At 62.6% G+C, this 13,847-nt stretch carries 16 protein-coding genes and 1 pseudogene; 9 read left to right on the top strand and 8 right to left on the bottom strand.

Translation table 11 applies throughout. The features are described 5' to 3' along the window. From AB4Z11_RS06745 to gpmA, 6 genes are all read right to left on the bottom strand, one after another. On the bottom strand, window positions 1-199 hold a 199-nt coding region (locus AB4Z11_RS06745), incomplete at its 3' end, for a prepilin-type N-terminal cleavage/methylation domain-containing protein (RefSeq protein WP_442023692.1). Window positions 200-294: 95 nt separating this feature from the next. After that, the gene (locus tag AB4Z11_RS06750; RefSeq protein ID WP_442023694.1) at window positions 295-2,418 is read right to left on the bottom strand and encodes an amidohydrolase family protein; all 2,124 of its coding nucleotides are present in this window, start codon (window positions 2,416-2,418) and stop codon (window positions 295-297) included. Between the two features lie 22 nt (window positions 2,419-2,440). Further along, window positions 2,441-3,193 carry a HesA/MoeB/ThiF family protein gene (locus AB4Z11_RS06755; RefSeq protein ID WP_442023696.1) on the bottom strand — a complete coding sequence of 251 codons (753 nt, stop codon included), beginning with the start codon at window positions 3,191-3,193 and terminating at the stop codon, window positions 2,441-2,443. Between the two features lie 3 nt (window positions 3,194-3,196). Next, window positions 3,197-4,684, bottom strand: a complete 1,488-nt coding sequence (locus tag AB4Z11_RS06760) for a S41 family peptidase (RefSeq protein WP_442023698.1) — start codon at window positions 4,682-4,684, stop codon at window positions 3,197-3,199. 17 nt (window positions 4,685-4,701) lie between these two features. Then, window positions 4,702-6,132 (bottom strand): murein hydrolase activator EnvC family protein, encoded by a 1,431-nt coding sequence (locus AB4Z11_RS06765; RefSeq protein ID WP_442023700.1) that lies wholly within the window; start codon window positions 6,130-6,132, stop codon window positions 4,702-4,704. Between the two features lie 6 nt (window positions 6,133-6,138). Then, window positions 6,139-6,885, bottom strand: coding sequence for a 2,3-diphosphoglycerate-dependent phosphoglycerate mutase (gpmA, locus tag AB4Z11_RS06770; RefSeq protein ID WP_442023702.1), 747 nt, complete (start codon window positions 6,883-6,885; stop codon window positions 6,139-6,141). Between the two features lie 104 nt (window positions 6,886-6,989). On the opposite strand from gpmA, the gene AB4Z11_RS06775 reads away from it, so the two are divergent. The 6 genes from AB4Z11_RS06775 (at window position 6,990) to AB4Z11_RS06800 (ending at window position 11,184) form a co-directional block, all read left to right on the top strand. After that, window positions 6,990-7,391 carry a rhodanese-like domain-containing protein gene (locus tag AB4Z11_RS06775; RefSeq protein ID WP_442023704.1) on the top strand — a complete coding sequence of 134 codons (402 nt, stop codon included), beginning with the start codon at window positions 6,990-6,992 and terminating at the stop codon, window positions 7,389-7,391. A gap of 16 nt (window positions 7,392-7,407) precedes the next feature. Beyond that, on the top strand, window positions 7,408-7,668 hold the full coding sequence (gene grxC, locus AB4Z11_RS06780; RefSeq protein WP_442023706.1) for a glutaredoxin 3: 261 nt from the start codon (window positions 7,408-7,410) through the stop codon (window positions 7,666-7,668). A 141-nt stretch (window positions 7,669-7,809) separates the two neighbouring features. Then, the gene (gene secB, locus AB4Z11_RS06785; protein WP_442023708.1) at window positions 7,810-8,286 is read left to right on the top strand and encodes a protein-export chaperone SecB; all 477 of its coding nucleotides are present in this window, start codon (window positions 7,810-7,812) and stop codon (window positions 8,284-8,286) included. A gap of 89 nt (window positions 8,287-8,375) precedes the next feature. Then, complete coding sequence (locus AB4Z11_RS06790; protein ID WP_442023710.1) at window positions 8,376-8,822, top strand: SH3 domain-containing protein; 447 nt, start codon at window positions 8,376-8,378, stop codon at window positions 8,820-8,822. 4 nt (window positions 8,823-8,826) lie between these two features. Beyond that, entirely contained in the window at window positions 8,827-9,870 is a 1,044-nt protein-coding gene (locus AB4Z11_RS06795) for an NAD(P)H-dependent glycerol-3-phosphate dehydrogenase (RefSeq protein WP_442023712.1), read from the top strand. A gap of 42 nt (window positions 9,871-9,912) precedes the next feature. After that, the gene (locus AB4Z11_RS06800) at window positions 9,913-11,184 is read left to right on the top strand and encodes an ATP-binding protein (RefSeq protein WP_442023714.1); all 1,272 of its coding nucleotides are present in this window, start codon (window positions 9,913-9,915) and stop codon (window positions 11,182-11,184) included. Here the strand turns inward: AB4Z11_RS06800 and AB4Z11_RS06805 are convergent. Further along, entirely contained in the window at window positions 11,165-11,497 is a 333-nt protein-coding gene (locus AB4Z11_RS06805) for a cupin domain-containing protein (protein ID WP_442023716.1), read from the bottom strand. The genes AB4Z11_RS06800 and AB4Z11_RS06805 overlap by 20 nt on opposite strands. A 127-nt stretch (window positions 11,498-11,624) precedes the next feature. Here AB4Z11_RS06805 and AB4Z11_RS06810 point away from each other — a divergent pair, with 127 nt between their 5' ends. Both AB4Z11_RS06810 and AB4Z11_RS06815 read left to right on the top strand, forming a co-directional pair. Beyond that, window positions 11,625-11,771, top strand: coding sequence for a hypothetical protein (locus tag AB4Z11_RS06810; RefSeq protein WP_442023718.1), 147 nt, complete (start codon window positions 11,625-11,627; stop codon window positions 11,769-11,771). A gap of 85 nt (window positions 11,772-11,856) precedes the next feature. After that, on the top strand, window positions 11,857-12,600 hold the full coding sequence (locus AB4Z11_RS06815; RefSeq protein ID WP_442023720.1) for an alpha/beta hydrolase family protein: 744 nt from the start codon (window positions 11,857-11,859) through the stop codon (window positions 12,598-12,600). On the opposite strand, the gene AB4Z11_RS06820 is transcribed toward AB4Z11_RS06815, so the two are convergent. Beyond that, window positions 12,597-13,544 (bottom strand): cupin domain-containing protein, encoded by a 948-nt coding sequence (locus AB4Z11_RS06820; RefSeq protein ID WP_442023723.1) that lies wholly within the window; start codon window positions 13,542-13,544, stop codon window positions 12,597-12,599. The two genes, AB4Z11_RS06815 and AB4Z11_RS06820, sit on opposite strands and share 4 nt — an antisense overlap. 108 nt (window positions 13,545-13,652) lie before the next feature. On the opposite strand from AB4Z11_RS06820, the pseudogene AB4Z11_RS06825 reads away from it, so the two are divergent. Then, a pseudogene (locus AB4Z11_RS06825) lies at window positions 13,653-13,847 on the top strand (carboxymuconolactone decarboxylase family protein); the annotation flags it as partial.

Raw genomic sequence — 13,847 nt, forward strand, 5'->3', positions numbered from 1 at the left:
GGTTATCCAGCTTGTACAGCTTCAGCGACTGCATGATCGTGGCGATGTCCACCTTGGCGGCAGCCACCTTGGATTCGGCGGCGCGGCCCAGCAGCTTCGGCACCACGAGTGCAGCCAGCACGCCCATGATGACCACGACCACCATGATCTCGATCAGGGTAAAACCGCGCGCGCGGCGGCGTTGAGAAATCTTTTGCATAAAGGTTCAGTTACAAATTAAACAAGAATGCCTAAACTAGCAGTATAACGGGGCCGGAGCCCCGTGTCTGTTTTAGTCACGTTTGGTCACGAACGTTAATCCCGCTCGCGGGCCGACACGCCAATGCGGCGCAGCGCGCCATCATTGCTGCCGGCGATGCTCGACGACACCGATTCCAGCGTCTTCACGACCGGCTGCTCACTGACGAATGGACGCACGCCCACCGCCGTATCGATCTCCTTCGGAAAAATGATGGAGCCGCGCGTGATGACTGCCGCCACCTTGCGGATGTCGCCAATGTCCCTGGTCGGATCGCCATCGACCAGCACCAGGTCTGCCAGCTTGCCCTTTTCGATGCTGCCGCGGTCATTGCTGGTGCGGGTATACAGCGCGCCATTGCGGGTCGCGATCTGGATCGCCTGCGACGGGGTCAGACCCGCCTTGACCAGGAATTCCAGCTCGGACTGCAGGGTGAAGCCGGCGATATCGTCGGTGCCCGCCACCAGCGGCACGCCGGCCTTGTACATGATGCCGACGAACTGCACCATCTTGGCGTAGGATTTTTCGTAGCGCTTCTGGGTTGCCGCATCCGGAATCTTCATGGTGCCGACGTGGAAGTTGCGCGCCACGTCAGGCGGCATATTGCCTTCCACTGGCGCCCAAGGCTCATTCACATCGCCATCCTTCTGCTTCAGGAAGGCGAAGGTGGACAGGGTCGGATCGATCACGATCTTCTTCTTCGCCAGGAAGGACACAAAATTCTTCACCGGCTTGGAGTTGAAGTCCAGATCGGCCGTMTTTTCAGCCGGCAGGTAGAAGCGTTCCAGGCTGCGCGTTTCCACACCTTCCTTGAACAGGAAGTTCAGCATCACCTGGTTGATGTGCTGGATCTCGTCGTAGCCTGCATCCAGCGCCTGCTGGGCGCGCAGGCCGGCCGGGATGTGGCCGGACACGCGCAGGCCGCGCTCATGCGCGTAGGAGACGGTGTCCTTCAGGATCTCTTTCGGGAAGGAGTTGTAGATCTTCAGCTGCGGGTAGCCATGTTCGGCATACCAGTCGATCGCGTTCTTCGCCTGCGGCAGGGTCTTCACCACGAAACCGCCGTTGGAGGAATAAGGGCTCTCGCCTTCCAGGAAACCGGCCGGCACGATCTGCGGACCAAGCAGTTTGCCGTTGCTGGTCTCGTCGATCATCATCTGGATCTGGGCGTTGTCGTTGCCCATATCGCGCAGGCTGGTCACGCCGGCCGAGATGTGCAGCGGACCATCCCAGCGCGAGATGTGACCATGCATATCGAACAGGCCAGGCAGCACGATGCGGTTGGCGGCATCGATCTCGTTGACCGCGCCGCGCACCGGCGCACCCGCCGGCAGCACGGCAGTGATGCGGCCGCGCAGCATGTAAATATCGGACGGCTTGCCGACGGTGGCCTTTTCGCTGTCGAAGATGCGCGCATTGCGCACCACGGTCAGGCCTTCCAGCGGATGCTGCAGCTTGGCCGCCAGGTCGTTCAGCATCTTTGCTTCCGCAGCCTTCTGGTGCTCGGCCAGCAGCTTGCCGTTGTTCTGCCAGCCGTCCAGCGAGAACACGAAGGTGCCGGGGATGACCACCGCGAACAGGGCAGGCTTGTCGCCGGTGGTGGCCCAGGAGAACTGCGGACTCAGACCCAGGCCGGTTTGCGCCAGCAGCTGCACGGTCTGGGTGGATTTGCCGTCAGCGCTGGTGACCTGCACTTCATCGAGTTTGACTTGCTTCAGCGTGCCGGAAGGCAGCAGCGGCATGCTGGCATCCGGCGTGTTTGCGAGCGCGGTAATGGCGGCAGACGACACCTCAAACGAACCGTTCAGCGCAACGTAGATGGCGGGGCCGGTTACGTCCTTGCTGCCTTTTTCCGTGGTCGAATGCCACTGCGCCTTGCTGCCGCTGCGCTCGAAATATTCGTCCACCACGGCGCCATACGTCGAATTGCCTTTGACGTGATAGCTGCTCATGGTGCCGTCCGGCGCCAGGCGGAATTCTTCCGTCAGTTCGGGGCCACGGCCGTTGTCCTTGTAGATGAAGCGCACTTTGGTCAGGCCGTCGTCCATGCGTTCGACAACCTGTTCGCCGGTCTGCTTGCCGTTGTTCTCGGAAATGATCACATAACGCGTGGTCGACGCGGCCTGCGCGCTGAAAGCGGCGGCGATGGACAGTGCAAGTACGGAGGCAATACGCTTCATTACGGTGGATCTCCCTGGGCTTTTAGTTATGAGCCGCGCAAACGGGGCAGCCGTCGTTGCGGGTGATGGTAATGCTGGTCCATTCCATGCGCAGACCGTCCAGCAGCAGCAGGCGGCCGGCAAGCGATTCGCCGATTCCCATCACGAGCTTCAGCGCTTCCGCTGCCTGCATGGCGCCCACTACGCCGACCAGCGGCGCGAACACGCCCATGGTGGAACAGGCCACATCCTCGAAAGGCTGGTCTTGCGGGAACAGGCAGGAATAGCAGGGCTGTTCGCCACTGCGCGGATCGAACACACTGAGCTGGCCGTCGAAGCGGATCACGGCGCCGGAGACGAGCGGCACCTTGTGCGCCACGCAGGCGCGGTTGACGGCATGGCGGGTCTTGAAATTGTCGGTGCAGTCGAGCACCACGTCGTGCTGCGCCACCAGTTCGGCCAGGCGCGCATCGTCGGCGCGCTCGACCAGCGCGGTGATGCTGATCTCCGGATTGATGGCGTGCAGGGTTTCGCGCGCCGATTCCGCCTTGGGACGGCCAACACGCGCCGTCGTATGAGCGATCTGGCGCTGCAGGTTGGTGAGGTCCACTTCATCGTTGTCGATGATGGTGAGCTGGCCGATGCCGGCCGAGGCGAGGTACATCGCTGCCGGCGAACCGAGGCCGCCCGCGCCGATCACCAGTGCCCGCGCTTGCAGGATTTTCTGCTGGCCTTCGATGCCGATTTCATCGAGCAGGATGTGGCGCGAGTAGCGCAGCAGTTGTCCGTCGTCCATCGCTTACTTTTTGGCCGCCGCCTTGTTGTCGAGCGGCTTGGGCGTTTCGACCGGCTTGGCTTCCGGCTTCGCTTCAGCGACCGGCGGCTTGTCGGCTTCCACTTTGTCGGCCTTGGCCAGCTTCACAGGAAGACCCTTGAAGTGGTTGATGGCCTGGGCCAGCTGGAAATCGTCCTTGCCGCCGAATTCGACCGGCTTCTGGGTCTTGGCCAGTGCGATCAGGCGCTGCTCTTCTTCCAGTTCGTCGCGGCGCGCGGCTTTCGGCGCATCGGCGTCGTCGTTGCTGAGGTGCTTGTCCAGATCCGATTCGCGGATGCGCAGGCTGTTCAATGCGTCGCCTTCCGCCGTTTCATCGACCGCGAAGTCCGGTACGATGCCCTTGGCCTGGATGGCGCGGCCATTTGGCGTGAAGTAGCGCGCGGTGGTCAGCTTGACGGCGGTATCGGGTGTCAGCTGGCGCAGGGTTTGCACCGAGCCTTTGCCGAAGGTCTGGCTGCCCATCACGATGGCGCGCTTGTAGTCCTGCAGGGCACCGGCCACGATTTCCGATGCGGATGCGGAGCCGCCATTCACCAGCACCACCATCGGCACCGTCTTCAGCGCGGCTGGCAGCTTGGACAGCGGATCGCCGCCGTGGCGGCCGGAATAGTATTCGGGACGTGCGTAGAAGGTCTGCTGGGAGTCGATCAACTGGCCGTTGGTGGACACCACCACGGAATCCTTCGGCAGGAAGGCCGCCGATACGCCAATTGCGCCAGGCACCACGCCACCCGGATCATTGCGCAGGTCGAGGATCAGGCCCTTGATGTTCGGATTGTCGGCGTACAGCTTGTTCAGCTTTTTCGCCATATCGTCGACCGTCGGTTCCTGGAATTGCGAGATGCGCAACCAGGCGTAGCCCGGTTCGATCATCTTCGCCTTCACACTCTGCACGTGGATTTCTTCGCGCACGATGGGCACCATCAGCGGCTTGTCTTCGTTCTTGCGCGAGATGGTCAGCATGATCTTGGTGTGCGGATCGCCGCGCATCTTCTTGATCGCTTCATCCAGCGACAGGCCCTTGAGCGGGGTGTTGTCGATGCGGGTAATCAGGTCACCAGCCTTGATGCCGGCCTTGAAGGCGGGCGAATCCTCGATCGGCGACACGACTTTGACATAGCCGTCTTCCATGCCCACTTCGATGCCGATGCCGACAAACTTGCCGGCCACCGACTCGCGCATTTCCTTGAAGGCTTTTTTGTCCAGGTAGACGGAGTGGGGATCGAGCGAGGCGACCATGCCGGCGATGGCGTCTTCCACCAGCTTCTTGTCGTCGACCTGCTCCACGTAGTCGGTCTTGATCAGGCCAAAGACTTCGGACAGCTGGCGCAGCTCCTCCAGCGGCAGCGGCGTGCCCGCTTTCTGCGCCACGGCGGAAAATTGCATCGAAGCGGCGACACCGGCCACCATGCCCAGGCCAATCAGGCCGAAACTCTTGAACTTATTGCCCATGACGCCTTCACTTATTGCTAGAACTTCACCCACCCGGCAGGATCGAATGCCTTGCCCTGGTGCCGCAATTCAAAGTATAAACCCGATTCTTCGTTACCACCGGTATTTCCGGCCGCTGCGATCGGGTCGCCTGCCTTCACCGCGTCGCCTTCCCGTTTGAGCAGGGACTCGTTGAAGCCGTAGATACTCCAATACTGGCCACCGTGATCGACGATGATCAGGTTGCCGAAGCCGCGCAGCCAGCGCGCAAACACCACCCGTCCGGCGGCCACGGAGCGCACTTCCGCCCCTTCCGGCGCCTGGATGAACATGCCCTTCCAGCTCACGCCTTCGCCGCGCTTGGTGCCGAATTTGGCGGCCACCTTGCCCTGCACGGGGGCGCGCAGCTGGCCCTTGAGGGCGGCAAAGGCGCCATCCGGGGCGGCCGGTGCCAGCGCCACTTCGGACGGACGCGGCGCCTTGTCGTCGCGTTCCGGCTCTTTTTCGGCCACGCGCGGCGGTTCTTCCGGTTCCGGCTTGGGTGGCGGCGTCTTGATGCCCTTGGCCCTGTTTTCCTGCGCCAGGCGCTCGCGCTCCGCTGCGGCTTTGGCGCGGGCCAGGGCGCGCGCTTCCGCTTCCGCCTTGGCTTTGGCGGCACGTTCGGCGGCCAGTCTTTCCTGGCGCGCTTTTTCCGCAGCCGCGGCGCGCGCCTGTTCTTCGATCAGCTTGTTCAGGCGCTCGACCAGGCTGCCGAGGCGCTGGTCATCCTGCTCCAGCTTGCCGGCTTCCTTGCGCTGGGCCAGCAGTTTTTTGGACAGATTGGCCAGCAGGGCGGCACGGCGGCCCTTTTCCTGCTCCAGCACTTTCTTCTGCTGGCGCTCCTCCTCGGCGATTTCATCCAGTTCCTGCTTGGCGTTCTGGGCTTCGGCCTGGTTGTCCTCGACCGCCTTCAGGTTAGCGCGCAGGGATTCCAGCAGCCTGGCCTGGGCCTGGGACACATAGGCCATCAACTGCAGTTCGCGGTTGATGCGGTTGGGATTGTCGCCGGAGAGCAGGAGTTTGATGCGGTCTTCATTGCCTGCCTGGTACTGCTCGCGCAACAGCTTGGCCAGCTGCTGCTTTTGCGCCGCCACCACGGCGGCCAGGCGCAATTGTTCAGCGGCCAGCTGGGCCAGCCTGGTATTGGTCTGGGATTGTTCCTCGGCCAGGTCGCGCAGGCTGCGGTTGGCGTTGGAGATGGCTTCTTCGGACTCCGCCAGCGTATCGGCCGCATCCTCGCGCGCGCTTTCGGTCTTGCCGATGTCGCGCTTGAGGTTGCTGAGCTTCTGCTGCAAAGCGGCCCGCTCCGCTTCGGCGGAGGCTTTTTGCTTGCTGCGTTCGGTCTGTTTGGGCGCCGCGTAGGCGGCACCCGCGGCCAGCACCAGTGCGAGCAGGGCCGCACCGGCACGCCGGATCGGAGTCACTGCCATCCGGAATTACTTGGCCTTGCCCTGGTTGGCCACAGCAGCCTGGGCGGCGGCGATCGCTGCCGGGTCGCCCAGATAGTAGTGCTTGATCGGCTTCAGGTCGGCGTCCAGTTCGTACACCAGCGGCTGGCCGTTGGGGATGTTCAGGCCAACGATGTCTTCATCGCTGATACCGTCCAGCATCTTGATCACGGCGCGCAGGCTGTTGCCGTGGGCCGAGATCAGGATCTGCTTGCCGGCCTTGATGGCAGGAGCGATCTCATCATTCCAGGCCGGCATGACGCGCGCCACGGTGTCTTTCAGGCATTCGGTCAGCGGGATCGAATCCTTCGGCAGGCCGGCGTAGCGCGGGTCGTTGTAGGAGGAGCGGTCATCGTCCGCTTCCAGGGCCGGCGGCGGCGTATCATAGCTGCGGCGCCATACCAGCACCTGCTGGTCGCCAAACTTGGCGGCGGTTTCGCCCTTGTCCAGGCCCTGCAGTGCACCATAGTGACGCTCGTTCAGGCGCCAGTCGTGCTTGATCGGCAGGTACATCAGGTCCATCTCATCCAGGGTCAGCCACAGGGTGCGGATGGCGCGCTTCAGCACGGAGGTGTAGCACAGGTCGAATTTGAAACCGGCTTCCTTCAGCACCTGGCCGGCGATCTTCGCCTCGCCCACGCCTTTTTCCGTCAGRTCGACATCGGTCCAGCCGGTGAAGCGATTTTCAAGATTCCACGTGGACTCGCCATGACGCATGAATACGATTTTGTACATAGAGCAATATCTTAAGAGTAGGAAATTGGTGAAAAACCGCGGCCGGAGCTACGCGCAAGCTTCTATTTTATAATGCGCGGATTAAGTTCAACCATTGAAAACCCGTGAAATTCGACCTCTACCATATCATTCTTATCGGCATCGTAGTCATTTCCGGCGGCGCGCTGCTCTGGCCAGTCCTGACTCAGCGCAGTAAAAGAGCCTCCCCTGCCGAAGCAACCCTGTTGATAAACCGCGGTAAAACCACCATTGTCGATGTACGCACTGCCGAAGAATTTGGCACAGGCCGTCTGCCGGAATCCGTGAATATTCCTGCGGCCAACCTGGCAAACCGCCTCGGCGAGCTGGAAAAGTCCAAAAGCAAGACTGTTATTGTTGTTTGCCAAAAGGGGACGCGCGCCTTCAGCGCCGCGAAAATTCTGGAAAAGGCTGGATTCACTGACGTCGTCGTGCTGGAAGGCGGCGTCGCGGCTTGGCAGGCTGCCAGCCTGCCAATGAAGAAATAACTGTGAAGGATTAGCCATGACCACCAACGTAACCATGTACAGCACCCTGGTGTGCCCCTACTGCGTCCGTGCCGAGCGCTTGCTCGAAAGCAAAGGCGTATCGAACATCAATAAGATCCGCGTTGACCTGGACCCAGCCCAGCGCCAGCTGATGATGGAGAAAACCGGCCGCCGCACCGTGCCGCAAATCTATATCGGCGACACCCACGTGGGCGGCTTCGACGATCTGTACGCTCTCGACCAGGCCGGTGGCCTGGACCCCTTGTTAAAAGGTTAAACGATCCCCAAATACAACGGAGGGCAGTAAAACGGTTTGCAAATAAAGCAGTTTTGCTACAATTTGCCCTCGCGTTTGATTTGGGCTGTCCGCAGCCTAGCAAGCAAAACCAGAGACCTATTACGATAACGAAAGCGATCCATGTCTGACGAAACCCTGCAACCCGTATTCCAAATCCAACGCGTCTACCTGAAGGACATGTCGCTGGAACAGCCGAACTCCCCGGCTATCTTCCTGGAACAAAACCAGCCAACCATCGAAGTGGCCCTGGACGTGGGCGCTGAGCCGCTGTCCGAAGGCATCTTCGAGTCGACCGTGACCATCACCGTGACCGCCAAGGTCGGTGAAAAGGTCGCTTTCCTGGTGGAAGGCAAGCAAGCCGGTATCTTCGAAGCCCGCAACATTCCTGCTGAACAGCTGGACCCACTGCTGGGCATCGGCTGCCCGAACATCGTGTACCCATACCTGCGTTCGAACATCGCCGACCTGATCACCCGCGCCGGCTTCCCGCCAGTGCACCTCGCTGAGATCAACTTCGAAGTGTTCTACCAGCAGCGTCTGGCCGCCCTGGCCCAGCAGCAAGCTGGCGGCGCCGAAGCTGCACCAACCGTGCAGTAATCTTTCTGTTGTACCATGGAAGCCCGAGCGGCTTCCTGTCCACAAAGGCCCTTAGCGGCCTTTGTGCGTTTATAGACATGCGATTTGCAATGAAAATTTCCCGTTCGATAGTTTTAGCCTTTACGCTGCTGGCGTCCGCTGCGGCTTCGGCTGTCGACTTTCGGACGGTAGGCGCTGCTCCGGCCATCCTCTACGACGCTCCCTCCCTCAAGGCAGGCAAGCAATTCATCGTTCCGCGCGGCGCGCCGCTGGAAGTCGTGATCACTTATGGCGACTGGGTCAAGGTGCGCGACGCGGACGGCAGCCTGGCCTGGACCGAAGCCAAGGGCCTGAGCAAGCAGCAGCGCAATGTCATCATACGCAATGCCAATACCAAGGTGCGCGCCGCGGCGGATGAGGCCTCCGCCATCGTGTTCACCGCCGACAAAGGCGTGCTGCTGGAACTGACTGAACTGGCCGGCAATGGCTGGACCAAGGTGCGCCACCGCGATGGCAGCAGCGGTTATGTGCGCAGCGCCGATATCTGGGGCCTCTGAAGTAATGCAGAACAATCAAAAAACAGCGGCCACGCCGCGCAAGATCAGCGTGCTGGGCGCCGGCGCCTGGGGCACCGCGGTGGCGATTGCCGTCGCCGCCCGCCACGATGTGCTGCTGTGGGGCCGCAATGCGGACGCCATGGCCGAAATCGCGGCCGCGCGCGAGAACACCCATTATCTGAAGGGCTATCCCTTCCCCGACAGCCTGGCTGTCACGGCCGATTTCGATGCGGCCGTCGCCCACGTGGGCACCGACGGCTTGCTGATTGCGGCCAGCCCGGTGGCCGGACTGCGCCCGCTGCTGAAGGCGCTGAAAGGCAAGAACATTCCCAACATCGTCTGGCTGTGCAAAGGCTTCGAATACGAAACCGGCCTGCTGCCGCACCAGATCGTGCGTGAAGTCCTGGGCGATGCGGTGCCGGCCGGCGCCCTGTCCGGCCCCTCCTTTGCGCAGGAAGTGGCCAAGGGCCTGCCGTGCGCGCTGACCATCGCTTCCTCCTCGGCCGCGCTGCGCGAATGCGTGGTGCAAACGGTCCACGGCGGCATGGTGCGCGTGTATTCCAGCGAAGACCTGGTGGGCGTGGAAGTGGGCGGCGCCGTGAAGAACGTGCTGGCCATCGCGACCGGCGTGGCGGACGGCATGGGCCTGGGCCTGAACGCCCGTGCTGCCCTGATCACGCGCGGCCTGGCGGAAATCACCCGCCTCGGCACGGCGCTGGGCGGGCAGGTGGAAACCTTCATGGGCCTGACCGGCATGGGCGACCTGATCCTCACCTGCACCGGCGACCTCTCGCGCAACCGCCGCGTCGGCCTCGGTCTGGCGCAGGGCAAGTCGCTGGAGACGGTGGTCAATGAACTGGGCCACGTGGCGGAAGGCGTGCCCTGCGCGAAAGCCGTACGTGAACTGGCGCAGAAGCTGGGCGTAGAAATGCCGATCACGAATGCCGTGGCGGGCGTGCTGTTCGATGGCGGCAAACCGCAGGAACTGGTGCAGCGTCTGCTGGCCCGCGACCCGCGCGGGGAAACAACCACCGGCCCTGCAAGCTGAGCCTATAATGGTCCATCAGCGCTTTTTTCTTGAAAGCGGACGATGGATACCTCAGCGATCGACCTGAGCGAGCTGGCCGTCGACCCGGCCGTCATGGCCAAGTGGCAGGGCATTCTCGACCTCGTCGCAAAAATCATCCAGGTGCCGGCGGCCCTCATCATGAAGGCCGAGGCGGAGGCGATGCGCGTGCTCATCGCCAGCAACTCGCCCGGTAATCCCTATAGCGCCGACGCGCTGGCGCCCAATAACAGCGGCTACTACTGCGAAACGGTGATGGCCACGCGGCGCCCGCTGGTGGTGCCGAATGCGCTGGCCGATCCGCGCTGGCAGGACAACCCCAACGTCCCGCTGGGCATGATTTCCTATATGGGCTATCCCCTGCGCTGGCCGGATGGCCGCATGTTCGGCACCATGTGCCTGCTCGATCGCCACGAGAATTCTTATGACCCTGTCCACGCCGAGCTGTTGGAGCAATTCCGCGATGTGGTCGAGCAGGACTTGCTGCAGATCTGGCACTGCCGCCAGCGCAAGGCGGAAGATGCGGCCCTGATGCAGCAGATTATCGTGACCGAGAAAATGGCCACGGTCGGGCGGCTGGTGACGGGCATTGCCCACGAACTCAATACGCCGCTGGGGAATATCGTGCTGAGCGCATCGACGCTGGCCGACCGCATCGCTTCGGTGACAGCGCAGCTGCAGTCGCGCCAGCTGACGCAGGGCGGCTTGCAGCGCCTGCTGGAAGAAGCCCGCGCCGCCTGCCAGATGATAGAACGGAACAGCGGACGCGCCGGCGATCTGATCGCCAGCTTCAAGCAGATCGCCGTCGATCAGGATGCGCAGGAACGCCGCCTGTTCAAGCTGGAGGAAACGGTGCGCAATATCGCGACGGCGATGGGYCCCATGCTGAACCGCGGCCACGTGGAGCTGTGTACCGATATCCAGCGCGGGCTGACCATGGACAGTTATCCCGGCCACGTCGAGCAAGTGCTCGCCAAGCTGATCGACAACTCACTGGCCCATGCTTTCGATGGACGCGGCGAGCGGCGCATTACGATTTCCGGCCTGCTGGCGGATCACGATACGGTGGAGCTGGTGTACCAGGACAACGGCTGCGGCATCCCGCCCGAGGAACTGCCGCGCGTGTTCGATCCCTTCTACACGACGCGTGTCGGCGAGGGTGCGCAAGGACTGGGGCTGGCGATCGTGCTGAACGTGGTGCAAGCCATCCTGCACGGCACCGTCCGCCTCGACAGCGCCGCCGATGCCGGCGTGCGATTTACCTTCCGCCTGCCGGTCAATCCCGCAGCAAAATAGTCAGCAGCAGCAGCGAATTCTGGTTGGCGCGCAGGGCATGCGGCGCGCCGCCTTGCAGATAAAGCATCTCGCCCGCACGCATGATGGCGGTACGCCCATGCGCATCGAACGCCACCTCGCCTTGCAGGCATTGCAAGGTGATCTGGCCCTTGACGCTATGCTCCGGGAGCGCCTTGCCGGATGGGAGCACGATGCGTATCAACTCCAGCTGTTCCGTCTTCGCCAATGCGATGGACGAGAACTGCGACAGGTCTTCCCCCGCCGGTCCCTGGATGCCGATCATCTGCCCGGATGATGCGTGTGGTAGCGCCATGATGCCCTCCTCTGCTTTTCTCTACATGTTACCAGTCTCTGTACATATCGCATCCCATGTTGTGCGAAGCTGCGCATATAATGACGCAGCGAAACGGCACGCATTTGCCGCATCCACTGGAGTTCACATGAAACACATCGTTGTCGCAGCCATCGCGCTCGCCCTGTCCGTCCCGGCATTCGCCAAGACCCACTCGACCAAAAACCACGCGGCTGGCAAGCACAGCGTCCACAAGACCCACAAAGCCAAGCACCACAAGGCACCGAAGGCCTGAACAGTCGCTCAAGCTGGGGCGGCGCAGTCCGCCCTGCTTACAATCTCGTGACATTTTCGCGGCAACTGTCCACTAAGATAGGCCGATGGAAATCCGAACCCACCACTACGGCCCCCTTCCCTCCCAGGCCGGAGAACTCTACCTCCCCTCAGGCAACCATCTGCCCGTGATTTGCTTGCTGCATGGCGGCTTCTGGCGTCTGCCGCATGGACGCGACCAGTTCGACGTGGTGGCGCAAGATCTGGCAGCTAGCGGATTGGCAGTCTGGAATATGGGCTACCGCCGCCTCACCGAACACGGCGCGGATTACCGCCACGTGTTTGCCGACGCCGCCTCAGGACTCGACCATCTGGCTGTGCTGGCAGCCGGCAGCACGCACATCGACCTGACGCGCGTGATCGTAGTGGGACATTCCGCTGGCGGACAACTGGCGCTCTGGCTGGGTTGCCGCAAACAGGGCCGCGTGAAGCCGCTCGCCGTGGCCGGACTGGCGCCGGTGGCCGACTTCCACGCCACGCACAAGCTCGATCCCGCCGACAGCGCCGTCGCCTCTCTGCTGGGCGGCGCGCCGGATTCGGTGCCCGAACGCTACCAGACCTATTCCCCGCGCGGCCTGCTGCCGCTGGGTGTGCCGCAACTGATCATCCACGGCAGCGAAGACGAATCCCTGCCCGCCTATCTGTCACGCGGCTATGCGGAAGATGCCCGCGTACGCGGTGATCGCATTCATCACGTGGAAATCGAAGGCATGGACCATATGGCCTTCCTCGACATTAACAGCGCCGCGCATAGCTCACTCAAGCAGTGGCTGGAGCAGCTTCTTCATTAAGCGGGACTGGGCGCCCCCATCAGATCCGCCCTACCCAGTTGACGCCAGGCGGCGGGCGTGTAGCCGGTGTGCTGCTTGAAGACGCGCTTGAAGGCCGCCACCGAGTTGTAGCCGACCTTCTCCGCCACGCGCTCGGTCGAACCACCCGGCTTGCGCAACTCGTCCGCGGCTAGCGTCATGCGGATATCGAGTAGCAGGCTGCTGGCTGAACGTCCCAGCTTCTCCTGAAAGTGACGCGCCATGGTGGCGCGCGACATATTGCACAACTCGGCGAGGCGCGGCAGCGTCCATTCCTGCGCCGGTTCACGCATCATCGCTTCCAGTGCCGGTGCGAGCCGAGGCGAACCGGCCAGCGCCATCAGGCCAACCGGCGCATCCTGGGCTTCGCTGGCCAGCCGCAGCACCAGGGCGAACAGGGCCGCCGACAGCGCCTTCAGCATCGCATCCCCACCCAGATTGCCATTGGTGGATTCCTGCCGCATCAGCGCCACCAGCCCGGCCAGCTGGCCCGCACTTTCGCCCCCGCGCACGATCAGGCGCGCGGGCAGATAGGCGCGCATCAGCCGGTCGCTGTGCGGCGGCAGGACGAAGCGCCCGCACAGCATGTCCAGCCGCACGCCGCTGCCGACGTTCTCGCTGACCGTCAGGTTGGGCGCATCGCGGTAGCGCGCCGTGGCGGGCTTCTTGCCGCTGCCATCGTGCAGGCGGTGTGCCGAGCCGTGCGGCATCAGCACGACGTCGCCCGCATGCAGCATCTCCGGCGGGCCGCCCGCCGGATCTTCCACCACCGCCGTTCCGGCATTGACGATGTGATAGGGGATCTCGCCCGGCGCGGAATCTTCATACACGACACGCCACGGCGCGCCATACAGGCAGCGTACTTCCAGCCTGCCGCTGGCGGGCGTCAGTTCCAGCAGACGGCTGAGCCAATCGATAGTGGACATAAGTGAATGAGACGAATTAGCACGATATTGAGTATTTTATCCGTTATCCGGCTCAGCGCGGCGGCATAAAGTACATCCATCCCAACCACTGTCGTAAAGGAGAACATCATGAGCCGAATCACTACCCCAGCGATTGCCAGCGCCACCGGCGCCACCGCCGAGATTTATGCCCAGATCAAGAAAGCCGCCGGCGGCGTGCCAAACACCTTCGCCACCATCGGCGCCCATGGCCCCGCAGCACTGAAAACCGTGCTGGCAGCCGACGCCACCGTCACTTCGCTGAGCAAGCAGGAGCAGGAAACC

It is taken from the genome of Pseudoduganella sp. RAF53_2 (assembly GCF_052113985.1).
Lineage (GTDB): Bacteria > Pseudomonadota > Gammaproteobacteria > Burkholderiales > Burkholderiaceae_D > Rugamonas.

Bases quoted from the DNA above. Each gene is read 5' to 3' on its own strand.
- AB4Z11_RS06810 (WP_442023718.1), top strand. From the start codon at position 11,625: ATGAAACACATCGTTGTCGCAGCCATCGCGCTCGCCCTGTCCGTCCCG.
- AB4Z11_RS06820 (WP_442023723.1), bottom strand. From the start codon at position 13,544: ATGTCCACTATCGATTGGCTCAGCCGTCTGCTGGAACTGACGCCCGCC.
- secB (WP_442023708.1), top strand. From the start codon at position 7,810: ATGTCTGACGAAACCCTGCAACCCGTATTCCAAATCCAACGCGTCTAC.
- AB4Z11_RS06755 (WP_442023696.1), bottom strand. From the start codon at position 3,193: ATGGACGACGGACAACTGCTGCGCTACTCGCGCCACATCCTGCTCGAT.
- AB4Z11_RS06805 (WP_442023716.1), bottom strand. From the start codon at position 11,497: ATGGCGCTACCACACGCATCATCCGGGCAGATGATCGGCATCCAGGGA.
- AB4Z11_RS06795 (WP_442023712.1), top strand. From the start codon at position 8,827: ATGCAGAACAATCAAAAAACAGCGGCCACGCCGCGCAAGATCAGCGTG.
- AB4Z11_RS06815 (WP_442023720.1), top strand. From the start codon at position 11,857: ATGGAAATCCGAACCCACCACTACGGCCCCCTTCCCTCCCAGGCCGGA.
- AB4Z11_RS06790 (WP_442023710.1), top strand. From the start codon at position 8,376: ATGAAAATTTCCCGTTCGATAGTTTTAGCCTTTACGCTGCTGGCGTCC.
- AB4Z11_RS06760 (WP_442023698.1), bottom strand. From the start codon at position 4,684: ATGGGCAATAAGTTCAAGAGTTTCGGCCTGATTGGCCTGGGCATGGTG.
- grxC (WP_442023706.1), top strand. From the start codon at position 7,408: ATGACCACCAACGTAACCATGTACAGCACCCTGGTGTGCCCCTACTGC.
- AB4Z11_RS06765 (WP_442023700.1), bottom strand. From the start codon at position 6,132: ATGGCAGTGACTCCGATCCGGCGTGCCGGTGCGGCCCTGCTCGCACTG.